Annotated in this window: 20 protein-coding genes; 8 read left to right on the top strand and 12 right to left on the bottom strand. The window is 31.0% G+C overall.

Going from position 1 to position 19487, the window contains the following annotated elements:
* The first annotated feature begins 134 nt into the window (after nucleotides 1-134).
* Nucleotides 135-824, top strand: coding sequence for a DsbA family oxidoreductase (locus ACMHJW_RS08365; RefSeq protein ID WP_413532957.1), 690 nt, complete (start codon nucleotides 135-137; stop codon nucleotides 822-824).
* A gap of 55 nt (nucleotides 825-879) precedes the next feature.
* On the opposite strand, the gene ACMHJW_RS08360 is transcribed toward ACMHJW_RS08365, so the two are convergent.
* Entirely contained in the window at nucleotides 880-1485 is a 606-nt protein-coding gene (locus ACMHJW_RS08360; RefSeq protein WP_413532956.1) for an N-acetylmuramoyl-L-alanine amidase, read from the bottom strand.
* Between the two features lie 48 nt (nucleotides 1486-1533).
* Here ACMHJW_RS08360 and ACMHJW_RS08355 point away from each other — a divergent pair, with 48 nt between their 5' ends.
* Nucleotides 1534-1875 (top strand): outer membrane beta-barrel protein, encoded by a 342-nt coding sequence (locus ACMHJW_RS08355; RefSeq protein ID WP_413532955.1) that lies wholly within the window; start codon nucleotides 1534-1536, stop codon nucleotides 1873-1875.
* A 75-nt stretch (nucleotides 1876-1950) separates the two neighbouring features.
* Here ACMHJW_RS08355 and ACMHJW_RS08350 read toward each other — a convergent pair whose 3' ends face one another.
* The gene (locus tag ACMHJW_RS08350; protein WP_413532954.1) at nucleotides 1951-2832 is read right to left on the bottom strand and encodes a NifU family protein; all 882 of its coding nucleotides are present in this window, start codon (nucleotides 2830-2832) and stop codon (nucleotides 1951-1953) included.
* Between the two features lie 59 nt (nucleotides 2833-2891).
* Here ACMHJW_RS08350 and ACMHJW_RS08345 point away from each other — a divergent pair, with 59 nt between their 5' ends.
* A complete protein-coding gene (locus ACMHJW_RS08345) occupies nucleotides 2892-3404 on the top strand; it encodes a gamma carbonic anhydrase family protein (protein ID WP_413532953.1) in 513 nt (170 codons plus the stop codon).
* A gap of 57 nt (nucleotides 3405-3461) precedes the next feature.
* Here the strand turns inward: ACMHJW_RS08345 and ACMHJW_RS08340 are convergent, their stop codons facing one another.
* Nucleotides 3462-3917, bottom strand: coding sequence for a hypothetical protein (locus ACMHJW_RS08340; RefSeq protein WP_413532952.1), 456 nt, complete (start codon nucleotides 3915-3917; stop codon nucleotides 3462-3464).
* 129 nt (nucleotides 3918-4046) lie between these two features.
* Here ACMHJW_RS08340 and ACMHJW_RS08335 point away from each other — a divergent pair, with 129 nt between their 5' ends.
* Together ACMHJW_RS08335 and ACMHJW_RS08330 are read left to right on the top strand one after the other, a co-directional pair.
* The gene (locus ACMHJW_RS08335) at nucleotides 4047-4574 is read left to right on the top strand and encodes a GNAT family N-acetyltransferase (RefSeq protein WP_413532951.1); all 528 of its coding nucleotides are present in this window, start codon (nucleotides 4047-4049) and stop codon (nucleotides 4572-4574) included.
* A gap of 123 nt (nucleotides 4575-4697) precedes the next feature.
* The gene (locus ACMHJW_RS08330) at nucleotides 4698-5342 is read left to right on the top strand and encodes a 2OG-Fe(II) oxygenase (RefSeq protein WP_413532950.1); all 645 of its coding nucleotides are present in this window, start codon (nucleotides 4698-4700) and stop codon (nucleotides 5340-5342) included.
* A 79-nt stretch (nucleotides 5343-5421) separates the two neighbouring features.
* Here the strand turns inward: ACMHJW_RS08330 and trxB are convergent, their stop codons facing one another.
* Nucleotides 5422-6366: a thioredoxin-disulfide reductase gene (gene trxB / locus ACMHJW_RS08325; RefSeq protein WP_413532949.1), complete on the bottom strand. Its 945-nt coding sequence runs from the start codon at nucleotides 6364-6366 to the stop codon at nucleotides 5422-5424.
* A 71-nt stretch (nucleotides 6367-6437) separates the two neighbouring features.
* Nucleotides 6438-7448, bottom strand: coding sequence for a DNA polymerase III subunit delta (gene holA / locus ACMHJW_RS08320; protein WP_413532948.1), 1011 nt, complete (start codon nucleotides 7446-7448; stop codon nucleotides 6438-6440).
* Between the two features lie 3 nt (nucleotides 7449-7451).
* Here holA and ACMHJW_RS08315 point away from each other — a divergent pair, with 3 nt between their 5' ends.
* Nucleotides 7452-7901, top strand: coding sequence for a type I restriction enzyme HsdR N-terminal domain-containing protein (locus ACMHJW_RS08315; RefSeq protein WP_413532947.1), 450 nt, complete (start codon nucleotides 7452-7454; stop codon nucleotides 7899-7901).
* Between the two features lie 146 nt (nucleotides 7902-8047).
* Here the strand turns inward: ACMHJW_RS08315 and ACMHJW_RS08310 are convergent, their stop codons facing one another.
* The 3 genes from ACMHJW_RS08310 to ACMHJW_RS08300 all read right to left on the bottom strand — a co-directional run bounded on the left by ACMHJW_RS08310 (nucleotide 8048) and on the right by ACMHJW_RS08300 (nucleotide 11664).
* Nucleotides 8048-8839, bottom strand: coding sequence for a cobalamin-binding protein (locus ACMHJW_RS08310; protein WP_413532946.1), 792 nt, complete (start codon nucleotides 8837-8839; stop codon nucleotides 8048-8050).
* A gap of 100 nt (nucleotides 8840-8939) precedes the next feature.
* The gene (locus tag ACMHJW_RS08305; RefSeq protein ID WP_413532945.1) at nucleotides 8940-10430 is read right to left on the bottom strand and encodes an aminoacyl-histidine dipeptidase; all 1491 of its coding nucleotides are present in this window, start codon (nucleotides 10428-10430) and stop codon (nucleotides 8940-8942) included.
* 205 nt (nucleotides 10431-10635) lie between these two features.
* Nucleotides 10636-11664: a M28 family peptidase gene (locus tag ACMHJW_RS08300; protein WP_413532944.1), complete on the bottom strand. Its 1029-nt coding sequence runs from the start codon at nucleotides 11662-11664 to the stop codon at nucleotides 10636-10638.
* A gap of 140 nt (nucleotides 11665-11804) precedes the next feature.
* On the opposite strand from ACMHJW_RS08300, the gene ACMHJW_RS08295 reads away from it, so the two are divergent.
* Nucleotides 11805-13712 (top strand): amino acid permease, encoded by a 1908-nt coding sequence (locus ACMHJW_RS08295; protein ID WP_413532943.1) that lies wholly within the window; start codon nucleotides 11805-11807, stop codon nucleotides 13710-13712.
* A 123-nt stretch (nucleotides 13713-13835) separates the two neighbouring features.
* Entirely contained in the window at nucleotides 13836-15593 is a 1758-nt protein-coding gene (aspS, locus tag ACMHJW_RS08290; RefSeq protein ID WP_413532942.1) for an aspartate--tRNA ligase, read from the top strand.
* A gap of 252 nt (nucleotides 15594-15845) precedes the next feature.
* Here aspS and ACMHJW_RS08285 read toward each other — a convergent pair whose 3' ends face one another.
* The 4 genes from ACMHJW_RS08285 to ACMHJW_RS08270 form a co-directional block, all read right to left on the bottom strand.
* Nucleotides 15846-16439 carry an RNA polymerase sigma factor gene (locus ACMHJW_RS08285; RefSeq protein WP_413532941.1) on the bottom strand — a complete coding sequence of 198 codons (594 nt, stop codon included), beginning with the start codon at nucleotides 16437-16439 and terminating at the stop codon, nucleotides 15846-15848.
* Nucleotides 16440-16689: 250 nt separating this feature from the next.
* Complete coding sequence (gene gap / locus ACMHJW_RS08280; RefSeq protein ID WP_413532940.1) at nucleotides 16690-17694, bottom strand: type I glyceraldehyde-3-phosphate dehydrogenase; 1005 nt, start codon at nucleotides 17692-17694, stop codon at nucleotides 16690-16692.
* 34 nt (nucleotides 17695-17728) lie between these two features.
* A complete protein-coding gene (pfkA, locus tag ACMHJW_RS08275; RefSeq protein ID WP_413532939.1) occupies nucleotides 17729-18712 on the bottom strand; it encodes a 6-phosphofructokinase in 984 nt (327 codons plus the stop codon).
* Between the two features lie 82 nt (nucleotides 18713-18794).
* Nucleotides 18795-19448: a DUF4294 domain-containing protein gene (locus ACMHJW_RS08270; protein WP_413532938.1), complete on the bottom strand. Its 654-nt coding sequence runs from the start codon at nucleotides 19446-19448 to the stop codon at nucleotides 18795-18797.
* Nucleotides 19449-19487 lie beyond the last annotated feature (39 nt).

The following is a 19487-nucleotide window of genomic DNA, read 5'->3' as shown; positions in this document are numbered from 1 at the left end:
TTAAACTCAATTTAGCACGATTATTTTTCAAGATTTCGTTAATAATTTTGGAAGATTAAATTAACTAAAAAATAACCGAATCCATTCAAATAAAAAGCGTAATTTTACAAACTTTTACACCTAAAATTTCCATTATGAAAATAGAAATCTGGTCGGATGTAATGTGTCCATTCTGTTATATCGGAAAAAAACATTTTGAACAAGCATTAACGCAAATTCCCTATCAAGATAAAATCGAGGTTGAATGGAAAAGTTTTCAGCTTAATCCTGATTTGTCAAAAACCGAAGTAATTTCTGTAGATGATTATTTGGTTGAAACGAAAGGTATCTCGCAGGAACAAGTTACAGCAATGAATAATCAGTTGGCTGAAATGGGAAAAGCTGTTGGAATTGATTTTGAACAACAAAACTCTAAAGTTGTTAATACTGGAGATGCTCATCGATTGATTCACTTTGCACAATCAAAAGGAAAAGGTTCTCAAGCAGAAGAAAGACTTTTTAAAGCTTATTTTACAGAAGGTAAAAATGTGGCTGATTACGAAGTTTTGGCTGAATTGGGAGAAGAAATTGGTTTGAATAAAACTGAAGTTCTTGAAATGTTAAATTCTGATGCGAATGTTTTCGAAGTAGCTTCAGATATTTTAGATGCGCGTAATATTGGCGTTTCTGGCGTTCCCTTTTTTGTAATTGATCGTAAATATGCGCTTTCAGGAGCTCAGCCTGTTGACTATTTCGTTTCTGCTTTGACACAAGCGTACGAAAAAGATCATTTGGATCAACCAGAAAATGGTGCTTCTTGTGATATAGACGGAAATTGTGATTAATACAATTTACCAATAAATAAAAAAGGCTTCAATATTATTGAAGCCTTTTTTATTGCTATATCGATTGATAATTTTCTAAAAATTGTACAAACTTTTCAGCTAATTGATTTTTATATTCTGTATTTTTCAATGTTTCAGCATCATTTTCATTGCTTACAAAGCCTAATTCTACAAGAAAAGTTGGCGATTTAGATTCTCTTAATATTTTAAAATTACCTTTTTTAAGTCCTCTATTGTTTATTGAATCGAAACTTATTAAATCAGCTAATTCAGTTCCTATTTTTTCGGTGCGAGCATCTAGATTATCTTTTTTAATATAAACTTCAGATCCTTTTGTTTCTTTGTTAACAGCATTATTTAGATGTAATGAAATGACTAATTCAGGATTCAATTCTTGTAATTTATCCACACGAGATTGTAAATCAATAAAATCGTCTGTATCTCTTGTCAAAATAACATTAATATTTTTTTGTTTGGCTAATTCCTGCATTTTTTTTGCTAATTCTAAAGAATATTCACTTTCGATGATATTATGATTCTTTGAACCTTTATCAAAACCGCCATGTCCAGCATCTATTACGAAAGTTTTAGAAGTTTGTGCAAAAATAGCCGATGTTGCGAAGAGACTTGCAATTGCAAATAGATATATTTCCTTTTTCATAGTAATGATTTATTTAATATAAACATAATCAAATATTTATTAAAAAAGATGTTTTTATCAAACAAATGTAATATTTCAAGTTTTTATGCGTCTACTAATTATAACATTAACCATTATAATATGCAACTTTACTTATTGTTTTCTGCGTTGGATATAGGTTTTAAGTATTTGGCAATGGATAAGAAATTAACTTTATCATTAATGGCGTATGATATTTTCAAAATAGATCTTACAACATTGTCGACAAATGTGCAGAATATTCCCCAATCATTTAAACAATATTATGATTCACAATCTATACGTTTTTCAGTTTCATATAAATTTGGAAACTCTAAAATTAATGTAAGTAAAGGCCAAACTTCGAATGCGGAAGAAGCAAATAGAAGTTGATGAAAAAATAGTAAAAAACAACAAAGCTCAGAACAATATATTCTGAGCTTTGTTTAGTATTAAATCTTAATGATTTTACCCATTAACGGCTTCCACGTTGTCTACAACATCAGGCATCATTTGTTTTAGAATTCCTTCAATACCATTTTTCAGTGTGGCTGTAGAAGAAGGACAACCAGAACAAGCACCTTGCAATAACATTTTCGCTGTACGTGTTTCTTCGTCAAATTCTATTAACTCAATATTTCCACCATCACTAGCAACAGCTGGTTGAACATATTCGTCTAAAATAGCTTTTATTTGTTGCTCAACAGAAGAAAATTCTTCAGCAGATTTTACAACAACATGTTCAGGAGCTTCTGTAGTGAATTCATAAAATTCATCAAAAACAGGACCTCCAGCTTGCAAATAATTCGTGATAAAAGAACGAACATCCATTGCCCAAAGCGACCAATCTTCAGATTCGTTTTTCGTTAAAGAGACATAATTATCGACAATAAAAACTTCCTCTACAAAAGGATATTCTTTAAAAATCGCAACAGCCAATGGAACTCCAGCAGCTTTATCTCTCGATTTTATTTCGATAATTTCTGGGGCTAACATAGAATTTGAAACGAATTTCATCGCAGCAGGATTAGGCGTCATTTCTGCATAAATAGAAATTGGAGCCTTTTTCATTGGCGCTAAAATTGCATTTTCTTCTAAATGTTCGTTGATAATTTCTTTTAAATCTTCTGTAACATCAGCCCAATCAACAGCATCTATCTTTTCTACCGCAACAAAATTTGCTGTGATAAATATTTTTTGAATAAATGGTATTGTCAATAAAACTTGCGCTAAAGGAGATTCGGCAGCTGTAGATTCTTTATCGAATTCAACGCCACCTTGTGTTAAAGTCTCGTCACAAACGAACTTCATCACATTATTATTTGGTGTAATTTCTTCGTATACTCTCATAGTTGTACAAAAATACGCTATAAAAATGTATCTTTATCATAAGAATTATAGATTTTGTTATGGCAATAATTAAAGAATTAAATGGACATGCGCCGAAGTTCGGTGAAAACTGCTTTTTAGCAGATAATGCAGTAATAGTAGGAGAGGTAGAAATGGGAAATGATTGCTCAATTTGGTTTTCTGCTGTTGTGCGTGGAGATGTACATTTTATTAAAATGGGAAATAAAGTAAATATTCAAGATAACGCAACAATTCATGCAACATATCAAAAATCTCCAACAATAATTGGAAATAATGTTTCGATAGGACATAATGCAATTGTACATGGTTGTACAATACACGATAATGTTTTGGTTGGAATGGGAGCTATTGTAATGGATGATTGTATTGTAGAATCTAATTCTTTGATTGCTGCTGGTGCAATTTTAACCAAAGGAGCACATGTAAAAGAAGGTGAATTATGGGCTGGAATTCCCGCTAAAAAAATAAAAGATGTTCCAAAAGAATTGAAAGAAGGCGAAATAGAACGAATTGCCAACAATTATCTGATGTACAGTAGTTGGTATAAATAATAAAGGAGATCAATTCTCAAGCATCAGAAAAGTTTTCTCATTTTTGAGAAAACTTTTCTAGATCAAACCAAATTGTTTAAAATGATGAGAGAAATGTTTTTTATGAAATATTTTCCAATCTTCATAATCTATTTCGTCTAGTACAGGATTTACAATTTTCGCATCAGGATTATTCTCAAAATAAACATGAAATCGATCAATTTCATTTTCTAGTTTTTCTATTGCTGCATCCAAAGAAGGGTAACGCAATTCTAATAAACCTTCCATGCCATCGGCTTTTATTCCTTTTTTCATTTCTTGGTCAGATTCTAATATAAAAGCTTTATACTGAGGAATCTGTTCTTTTGGAACACGACAAGGAATAGTCAAACTTCCATTTGACATTTTTGTTGTTACTATAAGATGCTCCACCATATGTTGAGGTGTCATAATTCCCCATTCAGGCTGCTGATCTACTTTCAAACTTTTTAGTTTAGAAATAACATCTACTTTATCTTCAAAATTTAAAAACATTATATTTTATTTTTTATTCAAGGTAAAAATAAAAAGTGAATTATTCTATTAGAACTTGATAATAAAATCCAAATATGATTTATTTTTTGTCGGATTTTGATACATTAGTCATGTATTAAAAACAAATAAATGATAAACATTCAGCCTAATTTAGAAAATGATTTAGTAGAACTAAAACCATTATCAGTAAACGATTTTGAAGATTTATATATAGCTGCATCAGATCCAAAGGTTTGGGAACAACATCCGAATAAAAATCGTTGGGAAAAAGAGGTTTTTAAAGGTTTTTTTGATAGTGCAATTCAAAGTAAAGGAGCTTTTAAAATTATAGATAAAAAAGATGGAAAAATCATAGGAAGTACTCGATTTTACGATTATAACCAAGAAGAATCTTCAATTCTTGTAGGTTATACGTTTTATTCGACAAGTTGTTGGGGAAAAGGATTTAATCCATCTGTAAAAAAGTTAATGCTTGATTATATTTTTCAGTTTGTCGATAAAGTTTATATAAATGTTTGGAATCAAAATATTCGATCGCAAGTTGCGGTAGAACGCTTAGGTTGTAAAAAAGTGAAAGAAGTTGAAGTGCAGCTTGCTGGAGAAAAACCAAAAGTAAATTTTGTTTATCAGCTCGATAAAAATGATTGGTTTAAATAATTGAAAATAAAACTATTTTTAAAAGAATATTTTTTTTCTGCTTATTTTATTAAAAAAAATGAAAAATTATGATTTAACTTTTCGTAATAAAAATTACTTTTACTGAAGTTTTCATAATAATGAATGAGTAATATTACATTAAACCCAATTTATGAAAAGATTATTGATGACTTATTAAATCAAAAATATTCTATTTCAGACTTTTTTTTCTCTATAGAGGAAACAAAGCAACTTCGCGAAGCAATAATAAAAAAAGAAGAGAAAAAAGTTTTTCATGAAGCAGCGATTGGTAGCGCTGTTAATGAACAAATTGTAAAATCCATAAGAGGAGATAAAATCAAATGGATTGATGAAGAAAATAAAACAGAAACAGAAGAAATTTTCTTTGATAAAATAAATGATTTTATAAATTATCTCAATTTAACATGTTATATGGGAATTGAGGAAAGTGAATTTCATTACGCAATTTATCCCGAAGGAACATTTTATCAAAGACATGTTGATGCGTTTAAGAATGATGATAGACGAACTTTGTCTATTGTTTTGTATTTAAACGATGAAGAATGGAAAGATGAATTTGGAGGTCAATTAACGCTTTATTTGCCAGATGAGAATAATACCGAAAAAGAATTGAATATTCAGCCTCTTGCTGGTCGTCTTGCTGTTTTTGATAGTAAAATGATTCCGCACGAAGTAAAAACGGTTCATCAACCACGATATAGTATTACAGGTTGGTTGAAAACGCGAGGAAATATTTTAACGTATTGATAAAGCTTATAAATAATCAAAGCTCAACCAAATGGTTGAGCTTTGATTATTATACTATAGTTTGCTATTTTCTGAAAAATTATGCTTCAAAGAATTCTGCAACATAACGTTCTGCATCCAATGCTGCAGCACAACCAGAACCAGCAGCGGTAATTGCTTGTCTATAAACTGAATCTTGAACATCTCCGGCAGCGAAAACTCCAGGAACATTAGTTTTATATGAGCGATCTTGTGTGATTAAATAACCTGTTTCGTCCATATCTAATTTACCTTGAAATAATTCTGTATTTGGTTTATGTCCAATTGCGATGAAAACTCCATCAACAGTTAATTCTTTTTCTTCATTTGTTACATTGTTGATGATTTTAGCTTTCTCAACAACATTGTTTCCTTCTAAACCGATTAATTCGTGGTTATATAAAACTTCTAAATTATGAGTATTTGCAACTCGCTCTTGCATCGCTTTCGATGCACGCATTTCCTCTTTACGAACTAATAAATATACTTTGTTACAAAGTTTTGATAAATAAGTTGCTTCTTCTGCAGCAGTATCACCACCACCAACTACAGCAACATCTTTACCACGGTAAAAGAAACCATCGCAAGTTGCACAAGCCGAAACTCCACTACCAGCATATTTTGTTTCGTCGTCTAATCCTAAATATTTTGCAGTTGCTCCTGTCGAAATAATGATAGAACGAGTTTGGTAAGTTCCGTTGTTCGATTTTATAGTATGTAAATCACCTTCTTTTTCTCCGAAAGTAACTTCTGTTACATATTCGTATTTTATTTCAGTTCCAAAACGTTCAGCTTGTTTTTGTAAATCAGCCATCAATTCTGGTCCAGTAACAGCTTCAGGATAACCTGGGAAATTCTCAACATCTGTTGTTGTTGTTAATTGTCCACCTGGCTCCATTCCAGTTAAAATCAAAGGATTCATGTTTGCTCTTGCTGCATAAATTCCTGCTGTATAACCTGCAGGTCCTGATCCTATTATGATAACATCTCTTACGTTATTTTCCATGGTGTTATTTTATATTTTTACAAATTTAGTATTTCTTATTTATTTTTCTTGATTCTATAAATAGATGAAAATTATAGATGCATAATTTTATACACTAATTCAATTAATAATTGGCTTGGTGTTACATTTCCAGTTGTACCAACTCCTTTTCCTTTCATATCATATTCACGAATAAATGAGATAATTCTCGTTGCTTTTTTTAGAGGATAATTATTTGCAGCTGTCATCATTCCTTGTACAAAGTATGGATTAATCCCCAATACTTTCGCCAGGTTTTGTTTTGATTTGTCTGGTGTAACATGTACTTGAATGATATTTGTAAATAGATTAAAAATCGTCATAATCGAAACTACGTACGGATTATCTTTCGGATTTTTTTCGAAATATTTAATGATTTTAAAAGCTTTTTCGATGTTTTTCGTTTCAATAGCATTTCGAAGCTCAAATACATTATAATCTTTACTAATCCCAATATGTTCTTCGATATGATGTGGAGTGATGGTTTTATTTGTATCAACAATTGTGAATAATTTTTCCAATTCGTTATTCAATCGTGATAAATCTGTACCAACATATTCTGTTAACAAAAACTTCGCCTTTGGTTCTATTTTATATTTATTTTCTGTAACTTTTTGTTCTATCCAAGCAGGAAGTTCGCTTTCATAAATCTTTTTAAATTCAAAATAAAAACCTTTTTCATTTAGAATTTTATAGATTTTTTTGCGCTTATCAAGCGTATTTCCTTTATAATTAATAATTAGAATTGTCGAATCTTGTACTTGATTTGCATACATTTCCAACTGATCTATTGAACGACTAAGATGTTGTGCTTCTTTTACAATTACTACAGATTTTTCTGCGCCCATAGGATATTGGCGCGCCATTCCAATCAATTGTCCAATTTCTATATCTTGTCCATAAACTATTGTTTGATTAAATCCTTTTTCTTCTTCTGGTAAAATACTTGCTTCCAATAAATCAGTAATTTGATCGATGAAAAAAGGCTCATCGCCGGCCAAGAAGTAAATCGGTTTATAGTTTTTGTTTTTTATATCTTTGATCAAAGATTCTACAGGACTCATATAATGACTGAATTAGTACAATTAAATTTTTCCGAAAAATACCAAATAAGATTGAAACAAGCCCAAGATAAATTGTATATCTTTTGTTTGATTCGAAAAAAATGGTTGGTTTATACGCCAGAAGAATGGGTCAGGCAACACGTTTTGAATTATTTAATCAATGATTTGGGATATTCTATTTCGGCGATTGCTTTGGAAGTTCCAATTGAGATTACAGGAATGCGAAAACGAGCAGATATTGTGGTTTATCAGCAAGAAAAACCGTTTATAATGGTGGAATGTAAAGCGCCGCATATTCCAATTTCGCAAGCTACTTTCGATCAAATTGCGCGTTATAATATTGTATTAGGTTCACAATTATTAATGGTAACAAATGGCTTGAATCACTTTTATTGTGTGATGGATTTTGTGAACAAGCGATATAATTTCTTGAAAGAGTTGCCGAAGAGATGATGTTTAAATAGATTTTCCGAATGAGGAAAATAAAATTAAAAAAAAATTCTCTCGTTAAATTTTAAACTTTGAAAAAAGTCGCATTATTTTAATACAATTTATTATCTTAATTTAAGTAAAATTAAAGAATGAAATCATTTAGAAATTTAAGCATAACGTTCTATAATCTCAATAATTTTCTCCAAACCATCGGTTAATGCAGCTGGACCTGGTTGGAGAATTAATTCTGATTTTATTTCGTACAAATGGTTGTTATTAACAGCTTTTATATTTTCGAAACCAGCACGTTCTTTTACTTTTTCTGGTTTAAACATTTTACCACACCAAGAACCAATAATAATTTCGGGATTTCGTTCAATTACTTGGTTATTCAATAAAATTCGATCTTTTGCCAAAGCTTTATTTTTGAGTTCTGGAAAAGCTAATTTTCCTCCAGCAATTTCTATTAAATCATTTACCCAAGCACTTCCAGAAATAATCGGTTCGTCCCATTCTTCGAAGAAAATAGTTGGATGATAGGGAAGGAGAGAAGCTTTATGTTTAATAGTTTCAATTCTTTTCTCATAAGATTCTATTAACTCTAAACCTTTTTCTTGGCAACCAATCAAGGAAGTAAATTGAAGAATCATGTTCAAAATTTCGTTAACTGTTCGGTGATTAAAAATAAAAACATTAATTCCTCTTTTGATTAATTCTGCTGCAATATCAGCTTGTAAATCGGAATAACCAATTACTAAATCAGGTTTTAAATCAATAATTTCTTCAAATTTTGCATCTAAAAAAGTCGAAACTTTTGGTTTTTCTTTTCGTGCTTCTGGCGGACGATATGTAAAGCCGCTGATACCAACCAAACGATGTTGCTCATTTATTTTATATAAAATTTCTGTTCCTTCTTCAGTTAAACAAACAATTCGTTGAGGATATCTATTTGATGACATTTTAGTCTGATTATTTTCAATTTAAAAATAAGATTAAAATATTGAATAAAAAAAAGACCACTTATATAAGTGGTCTTAAGATTAAGTGTTTCAACTTAAATTATATATTTTTAGAATTTGCGCAGCTGTAATCAACTGGACCATCATTTGGAATTTCTTTTAAAATATCTAATAAATAGTCCCAGAATTTTTGAACAGATGCAATTTCTACTTTTTCATCAGGAGAGTGAGCGCCAGAAATGTTTGGACCAAAAGAAATCATATCTAAACCTGGGTAATTTGTACCGATAATTCCACATTCTAAACCTGCGTGACAAGCGACAACTTTTGGTTCTTCTCCGAATTTTGAAATATAAATTCCTTTTAATAATTCAAGAATTTCTGAATGTGTATTTGCTTTCCAGCCTGGATAAGAACCCGAAAATTGAACATCAAAACCACCTAATTCAAAACTAGCTTTTAATGTTTGTGCTAATGCTTCTTTTCCAGATTCTATAGAAGAACGAGTTAAACATAAAACTCTAATTTTACCGTCAATTACCTCAACTCGAGCAACATTATTAGATGTTTCAACTAATCCTTCAACATCAGGGCTCATTCTATAAACACCATTGAAAGCTGATAAAATAGTTTGAGCGAAAACTTTAGATTCCTGTGCAGACATTGCAGAAGTTGCTTCTGTAGGTTCTAACGTAATAATCATTTTAGGCTCTTTCGTTTCGTATTCCTCAATGATTTCTGCACGTAAAGTTTCGTAAGCTGTTTTGAAAGCATCGACTTTGTCTGTTGGAATAACAATATTAGCCCAAGATTCGCGAGGAATTGCATTACGCAAACTTCCACCTTCCATATGAGCGATTTGCAAACCAAATTCTGTTCCTGCGTTTAATAAACGAGCAATTAATTTGTTTGAGTTTCCTAGTCCTTCATGAATTTGTATTCCAGAGTGACCACCGTTTAAACCTTTTAATGTTAATTTGAAAGCAGTTCCGTTTGTATTTTCAGGAATATATGTTTTTGTTGCAGTAACATCAACTCCACCAGCACAACCAATGTCTAATTCATCATCTTCTTCTGTATCTAAATTCAAAAGAATTTTCCCTGATAAGAAACCAGCTTTTAAGCCTAATGCTCCTGTCATTCCTGTTTCTTCGTCAATTGTGAAAAAGGCTTCAATAGCTGGATGTGGAATATCTTTTGATTCTAAAATAGACATAATTGTAGCAACTCCAATTCCGTTATCAGCACCAAGAGTTGTTCCATTTGCAGTTACAAACTTATCGTCTTCAATGTACATTTCAATTCCTTGAGTATCGAAATCGAATTCTACATCATTATTTTTTTGGCAAACCATATCCAAGTGCGATTGCATCACAACTTTTTTACGATCTTCCATTCCTGGATAAGCAGCTTTTTTGATTAAAACATTTCCTACTTCGTCTGTTTCTACAGCTAAACCTAAATCTTCACCAAATTTGATGATAAATTGGCGAACTTTTTCTTCTTTTTTTGAAGGTCTTGGAACTGAATTCAATGCTGAAAAATTTTTCCAGATTGCTTTTGGTTCCAAATTAAGAATATCGTTATTCATTTGTTTGTTTTTTTTGTTCCTCAAAGTTACGGAATTGCTACAATATAGTATAAGTAAAATAGTATTAGTAAAGAAGTTTTAAATTATTTTTAAAAAAAAGACCTTATTAGGAAGGTCTTTTTTTAAACATTTTTAGAAATAAGATATATTAATTATCAATATAATAAAATCTTAATTATTTCACGTTATAAATACTATCAATAAATTATCTTGTCGATGGCATTGGAGAATTTTTATCTACAATTGGTCTATTTTCGGCGTTTGCTAAAATCCAGATTGTATTGAAGGCTAATTTTGTACGACGTGTCAGCAAATCATATTCAATTTTATCTGGCGTATCTCCTGGTTGATGGTAATCATCATGTACACCATTAAAGAAGAAAACAGAAGGAATATTATGTTTTGCAAAATTGTAATGATCAGAACGGTAATAAAAACGATTTGGATCATCTGGTGTATTGTAACGCATGTCTAAATCAATTCCCAAACCATTATTTGCTGCTAACACAGCTTTGTGCAAATCAGTAGATAACATTTCAGAACCAATAACATATACAAAATCTCTAGTTTTTTCATTGTGTTCATAATCTATGCGTCCAATCATATCTATATTTACATTTGCAACAGTATTGGCTAATGGAAAAATTGGATGTTCTGAATAATATTTAGATCCTAATAAACCTTTTTCTTCTCCAGAAACATGTAACAATAGAACAGAACGTTTTGGGTGAATACCTTTTTTCTCAGCTTCACGTAAAATACGACCAATCTCCATAACAGCAACTGTTCCAGATCCATCATCGTCAGCGCCCGCATATAGTTTTCCATTTTTAATTCCTTCGTGATCATAATGTGCAGAAATTACCACAATTTCATCTGGTTTTTCAGAACCTTTGATAAATCCCATTACGTTACGCATTTGACCATTTACACGATTGAATGTTTGAGCAGGAATAATTTGGAAATAATTATTGTTAGGACCATTTATTCCTAATTGTTTATAATAATCAGCAATATAATTTCCTGCCTTTATTTCACCTTCACTTCCTGCGTTTCTACCTTCCATTTCATTTCCTGCAATGATATATAGATTTTTTTTCAACTCAGCTTCAGATATCTTATCTGAGTATTTTACAAGATTTTTTTGGTATTTTTCCTGAGAAATTGGTTTTGTAGAATTACAACTACTTGCTAAAGCTGCCGCTATAGTAATTGTAAATAAAAATTGTTTCATGTAAATTTTTTAATTTAAATTTAAAAATAATCTAACCTAGCAAAAGAAAAAAGAAATTTTGTATAAAAAACCAATATTTATGCGAAATCTATCCATTTTTGGAATTGACTTTTTTATATTTGCCCGTTTTTAATTAAATTATGTCACAATTATTCAGAAAAAAATCTGTTGAGTCTATTTTAGCTGAATCGGCTAAAAACATGTCCACGATGAAAAGAACGTTAGGCGTTCGAGATTTAACAGGTTTTGGTATAGCCGCAATTGTTGGAGCAGGTATTTTTAGTACCATTGGTCGAGCGAGTTTCGAAGGCGGACCTGCAGTTATTTTCTTATTTATATTTACAGCAATCGCTTGTGGTTTTACAGCGTTTGCATATGCCGAATTTGCTTCATTAGTTCCAGTTTCGGGAAGTGCTTATACGTATAGCTATGTTGCCTTTGGTGAATTATTTGCTTGGGTTATAGGTTGGGCATTAATTATGGAATATGCTGTAGGAAATATCGTATTAGCTATTTCCTGGAGCGATTATTTTACGACCTTGCTCTCCGGACTCGGAATTCATCTTCCGGAATGGATGACCATGGATTATTTTACAGCAAAAGAAGGATTTGAATTTATTTCGAATGAGTTAGCAAAAGGAAAAACATTAGAAGGAATTGCAAACTCGCCTTATGCACAAGAAATTCCGAAATATTTAGCTTTTAAAGATGCGCCTTATATTGGATTTAATTTGGTAGTGGATATCCCAGCTTTAATCATTACTTTTTTAATTACAGCCTTGGTTTATCGTGGAATCAACGAATCGAGAAAAGCAAGTAATGCAATGGTTATACTAAAATTAGCAGTTGTATTTTTAGTTATCATTGTAGGAGCTTTTTATGTAAATCCTGATAATTGGGATCCATTTGCACCAAATGGAATAGGAGGTGTATTGGCCGGTGTTTCATCTGTTTTCTATGCTTATATTGGGTTTGATGCGATTAGTACAACAGCGGAGGAATGTAAAGATCCGAAAAGAGATTTGCCTCGTGGTATTTTTGCTTCGATCATTATTTGTACTATTTTGTATGTATTAATAGCATTAGTAATAACTGGAATGGTGCATTATTCTGAGTTGAATGTAGGTGATCCTTTGGCTTATGTTTTTGATAAAATAAAAGATTTGAAATGGCTTGCAGGAATTATTGCCTTTTCAGCCGTTGTTGCAATGGCGAGTGTTTTTATTGTATTTCAAATTGGTCAACCTCGTATTTGGATGACAATGTCTAGAGATGGTTTATTACCAAAAAAATTTTCTAAAATCCATCCAAAATTCAAAACACCATCTTTTGCTACTATATTTACAGGATTTGTAGTTGGAATTCCTATTCTATTTACAGATTTGGAATTGGTTGTAGATGCTTGTTCAATCGGTACTTTATTTGCTTTTGTTCTGGTTTGTGCTGCTGTACTAAAAATGGATGCTAATCCAAATGCAAAAAGAGGAAATTTCAAAACACCTTTTATTAATGCAAAATTTATAATGCCAATTATAACTGTGCTAATTGTATTTTTATGTTCAACAACATTTAAAGAAGATTCAATTAATTTCTTTACAAATAAGGCACAACCAGCGCCTGTCGAACATTTTGTAAATTCGTTAACTTCAAAAGAATTAAAAGATTCTTATACAACAGTTAATAATTTAACAGGTAATGAAATCGAATTTTTAAATGACTATTTATCACAATTAACTCCTGAACAATATGAATCTACATTAAGTAAATTGCCAGTTTATGAGGATAAAAAAGTTGAAAAAGGATGGGATGTTTTTAAACACAAAATTCCAATGTATCTGTTTTTAATGATTTATATTTTTATGACAATCAGAACATTTTTCAAGAGAACTTCTATTATTCCATTAGCAGGAATGTTGTGTTGTTTTTATATGATGGCACAATTAGGACTTAAAAATTGGATGATTTTCTTGATTTGGATTGCAATCGGTTTAACAATATATTTCACCTACGGATATAAACATAGTAAATTGAGAAATCAAAATTCATAAAATAGAAAAAAAGCGATTCAAATTTGAATCGCTTTTTTTCTTGAAAATATTTTTTCAAAACAATGAGATAACTTCTTTATTTCGACTCAAAACTTTACCTTTGCTCAATAAATTTGACGACAAATGTTTAGAACTCATACTTGTGGTGAATTAACACAAGCCAACATTAATGAAAAAGTTACGTTAAGCGGTTGGGTATCAACACTACGTGATAAAGGTTTTATGATGTGGATTGATTTACGTGACCGTTATGGAATCACACAAATCATCTTAGACGAAGAACGCTCTTCGAAAGAATTATTTGAAACTGCTCGTCACTTAGGACGTGAGTTTGTAATTCAAGTTACAGGTACTGTAATCGAAAGAGCTTCAAAAAATCCAAACATTCCAACAGGATATATCGAAATCTTAGCAGAAAATATTACAATTTTGAATGAATCTGCGTTACCTCCTTTTACAATCGATGACAATACCGATGGAGGAGAAGATATCCGTATGAAATATCGTTACTTAGATATTCGTCGTAATCCCGTAAAAGATAAATTAATTTTCCGTTCTAAAGTTGCGCAAGAAGTTCGTAAATATTTAGATGCGCAAGAATTCGTAGAAGTAGAAACACCAGTTTTAATTAAATCTACGCCAGAAGGAGCTCGTGATTTTGTGGTTCCATCTCGTATGAATCCAGGTGAATTTTACGCATTACCACAATCTCCACAAACATTCAAACAATTATTAATGGTTGGAGGATTAGACCGTTATTTTCAAATTGTAAAATGTTTCCGTGACGAAGATTTACGTGCAGACCGTCAACCAGAATTTACACAAATAGACTGTGAAATGTCTTTTGTTGAACAAGAAGATATTATGAATGTTTTCGAAGGTTTAGCAAAACATTTATTACATACATTCAAAGGTTTAGAATTTGAGCAATTTCCAAGAATGACATTTGCAGATGCAATGCGTCGCTACGGAAATGATAAACCAGATATCCGTTTCGGAATGGAATTTGGTGAAATTACTGATTTAGCAAAAGGTCATGATTTTAAAATCTTTGATGAACAAGAATTAATCGTTGGTATTGCAGCTGAGGGTTGTAATTCTTATACACGTAAAGATATTGATAAATTAATCGAATGGGTTCAACGTCCACAAATTGGAGCAACAGGTTTAGTTTGGGTTCGTTGTAATGAAGATGGTACTTATAAATCTTCTGTAGATAAATTTTATTCGCAAGAGGATTTAGCTGCATGGGCAGAACGTATGAATGCTAAAGCAGGAGATTTATTATTAGTAATGTCTGGAAATGCGAATAAAGTTCGTTCTCAATTATCAGCTTTACGTATGGAAATTGCAGAACGTTTAGGATTACGTAATCCAGAAGTTTTTGCACCATTGTGGGTTATAGATTTTCCATTATTAGAATGGGACGAAGAATCAGAACGTTACCATGCAATGCACCATCCATTTACTTCACCAAAACCAGAAGATATGAATTTAATTGATACTAATCCAGGTGAAGTTCGTGCAAATGCTTATGATTTAGTATTAAACGGAAACGAAATTGGTGGAGGTTCTATCCGTATTTTTGATAAAAATGTTCAAGCAAGAATGTTCGAATTATTAGGATTTACACCAGAACAAGCAGAAGCTCAATTTGGTTTCTTAATGAATGCATTCAAATATGGAGCGCCACCTCATGGAGGTTTAGCATTTGGGTTTGATCGTTTTGTATCAATTTTAGATGGATCTGAGACAATTCGTGATTACATTGCATTCCCTAAAAATAATTCAGGACGCGATGTGATGATTGATGCGCCAGCTCCAATTGATCAAACACAGATGGATGAATTATTTATTAATTCTACTTTTACAGAGAAATAAATAAAAAATAAGAGGATAAAAAATGTCTAAGATGTGAAATCTTAGACATTTTTTATTGAATTAAAATTAAATTAATTCAGATTTATCAAAAAGTCCTCATGTAATATTGTTGACTTAATAAAGCTAACTGATTTTGAAAAAGATAATAATTTATCAATTGTAAATTTTTGAGGTTGTAAATCTCCAGAGTAAAATTCTATCATTTATACTTAATTATTTACACTGAAAACGCTAAATATTTACATTTATTTTTTAATCGAATGTTAAAATAATGTTATTATTTTCAATAACTTTTCTAAGATTAATAATCGCATAACGCATTCTCCCTAAAGCTGTATTAATACTTACGTTTGTTTCTTCTGCAATTTCTTTGAAACTTAATTCTTTAAAAATGCGTAATTCTAACACTTCTCGTTGATCTTCAGGTAACTGAGTTACCAAATTTCTCAAGTCATGCTCAATTTGAGCTTTAATTAGTTTAGTTTCTGAACACTCGTCACAAATTCCGATAAAATCAAAAATATTGAAATCGTCGTTGTAACCAATTGTCTCACTAACAGTAGGCATTCTTTTGTTTGATCGAAAATAGTCAATAGCTAAATTATGAGCGATACGCATAACCCATGGTAAAAATTTACCTTCTTCGTTATATCGTCCTCCTTTCAGTGTAAGGATAACTTTGATAAATGTATCCTGAAAAATATCTTCAGTTACATCTTTATCTAATACTTTAGAGTAAATAAAACTATAGATTCTTCCTTTATATTTCTCTATCAATGTTTCTAAAGCATTTTCATTACCTTTCAAATAATCTTGAATAAGTAAAGAGTCGTCTTCATAGTTCATAGTAGCAATTGTTAATTTTAAAGTAGAATTAAAATCTATAGGCTGTAATTTTTTTTCATTCCAAATATAAGGAAAAAAAAAATATTACAAGTTTTTTAACATAATTATTCTAAATTTTGTATAAAAATTTCTTAAAAAAATGATTTAAAGTTAAACTTAGTTATTGTTTTAATACTTAATTAAATAAAAAAAATCATAAAAAAACCACTCAATTTCGAGTGGTTTTTTTATGATAAATTAAGAAATATTCTTAAATCTTAGCAATATGTTGAACTAAGTCAACTACTTTGTTAGAATAACCAATTTCATTGTCATACCAAGCAACTAACTTAACGAAAGTTGGGTTTAACATGATTCCAGCTTCTGCATCAAAAATAGAAGTTCTTGTATCACCTACAAAATCTTGAGAAACAACAGCATCTTCTGTATATCCTACGATTCCTTTTAATTCTCCTTCTGCAGCTTCGCGCATTACTTTTTTGATTTCGTCGTAGTTTGTTTCTTTAGCTAATTTAACTGTTAAATCAACTACAGAAACATCAACTGTTGGTACACGGAAAGACATTCCTGTTAATTTTCCATTCAATTCTGGAATTACTTTACCTACAGCTTTTGCTGCTCCAGTAGATGACGGAATGATATTTACCATTGCACTACGTCCTCCTCTCCAATCTTTCATTGATGGTCCATCAACAGTTTTTTGAGTTGCAGTAGTAGCATGAACTGTAGTCATTAATGCTTCAACAATTCCGAAATTTTCGTGAATTACTTTTGCTAATGGTGCTAAACAGTTTGTTGTACAAGAAGCATTTGAAACGATTGTATCTTCTGCAGTTACTTGATCATGATTCACTCCCATTACGAACATAGGTGTATCATCTTTAGAAGGACCTGTTAAAACAACTTTTTTAGCTCCTGCTTGGATGTGTTTTCCTGCCGTTTCTTTTGTTAAGAATAAACCTGTTGCTTCGATTACGATATCTGCACCAACTTCATCCCATTTAAGGTTTGCTGGATCTTTTTCTGCTGTAACGCGAATCGTTTGTCCGTTAACGATTAAATTTCCATTTTCAACTTTTACTTCACCGTTAAATTTTCCATGAACAGAGTCATATTTTAACATGTAAGCTAAATATTCAACATCTACTAAATCATTAATACCTACGATTTCAATATCGTTTCTTTCAATAGCAACCCCGAAAACAAGGCTACCAATTCTTCCGAATCCGTTGATTCCAATTTTAATTTTTGACATATTATATATTATTTCCCTTTATATTTAAATTTTATTAGATTGCTAAAATATTAGCAACTTTGATTAATTCCATATCGATTTCGTTATGTTTTTTAATAGCTTCATCGATAGGAGTGAAGACAACTTTGTTCGAACGAATACCTGCCATTAGGTTAGTTTTTCCTTCTAATAATCCTTCTACAGCGGCAATTCCTAAACGGCTCGCTAAAACACGATCGTGACATGAAGGAGATCCTCCACGTTGAATGTGACCTAATACAGTTACACGAATATCATATTCTGGATGATGATTCTGAACTTGTTTGGCTAATTCAAAAATACCTCCTAATTTTTCTCCTTCTGCTACAACAACAATGCTTGATTTTTTTCCAGATTTTTCTGAACGTTCTAATGAAGAACATAATTCTTCAACGCTATCACGTTGTTCTGGAATTAAAATATCTTGTGCTCCAGAAGCAATTCCACTATTTAGAGCGATAAAACCAGCATCGCGTCCCATAACTTCTACAAAAAATACACGGTCATGTGAAGTAGCTGTATCTCTCAATTTGTCAATTGCATCAACAACTGTATTTAAAGCTGTGTCGTATCCAATTGTAAAATCTGTTCCAAAAATATCGTTGTCAATAGTTCCAGGAATTCCAATAAATGGAATGCCAAATTCTTGATGAAAAATATTTGCTCCTGTGAAAGAACCATCTCCACCAATGACAACTAAAGCATCAATATTATTTTGTTTTAGATGATTGTAAGCTTTTTGACGACCTTCTGATGTTTTAAATTCTAAAGAACGAGCAGTTTTAAGAATTGTACCTCCTTGATTAATGATATTTTTTACTGAACGAGGACCAAGCTCGATCATATCATTATTAATTAATCCTTCATATCCTTGACGGATTCCTATAGATTTGATATCGTAGTACTTGCATGCTCTCACAACGGCGCGTAGGGCCGCATTCATCCCAGGCGCATCACCTCCTGAGGTTAATACACCGATTCTTTTTATATTGTTTCCCACGTTTTTCCCTTTATTAAATCAAATATAATAAAAAAACAGAATATTATTGTAATAGGTAACATTAAAGATAAATTAATCTTTTTTAATCTTCATCAACTGGTATAAGTGTACCATCTGCAAAATCTCTTTGAAGAATAACTGCTATGTACAAATCTTCACGAGTTCGTTTTGGATTATAAGTTTGTTTCAAATCAATATCAAATGCACCACTTGCAGCTTGATAAAGAAAAGCGTTTAAACCACCACGCAATTCTTTTATAATATCATAAGTTGTTTTATTCGTCTCTTTATAAATCAATTTGGTAAGGATTTGTCCTCTAGAACTCGACATATTTTTCAATTGATTTTCAAATTGATCTGCCAAATCTTTTTGTCGAGATTTAATGAAGCGCTTTTTGTCTCGTTTTTTATCCATTGTTTGGATTGTATCCGAAACATAATTATATTCTCTAACAGCAGTTCTTACATATGGCCAAACATCTCGTACACGCTTTCTTAACCATAAATAATATTTTTTTTCTAAATCTGTTTTGAGATTTACAGAATAAAAATTTGATTCATTTAAATGAATTGTATCAAAAGGATTGAAAGATAAATCATTAATATTTATGGAATCATTTTTAATTTCTTGTGAAGGATTTTTGCCACCTAAATCTAATCCAAAAATTTGAGCGTTCAAATTATAAAATCCAAATAAAGAGAGTATTAAGGTTATATAATATATATTAAATTTCATTTTAGAATTTGTTCAAAAATTGTTCCTAAAATTAATACA

This window comes from Empedobacter brevis (assembly GCF_965118635.1).
Classification (GTDB): Bacteria; Bacteroidota; Bacteroidia; order Flavobacteriales; family Weeksellaceae; genus Empedobacter; species Empedobacter brevis_A.
Note: the sequence above shows the minus strand (reverse complement) of the source record. Positions and strands in the feature narration are given on the sequence as shown.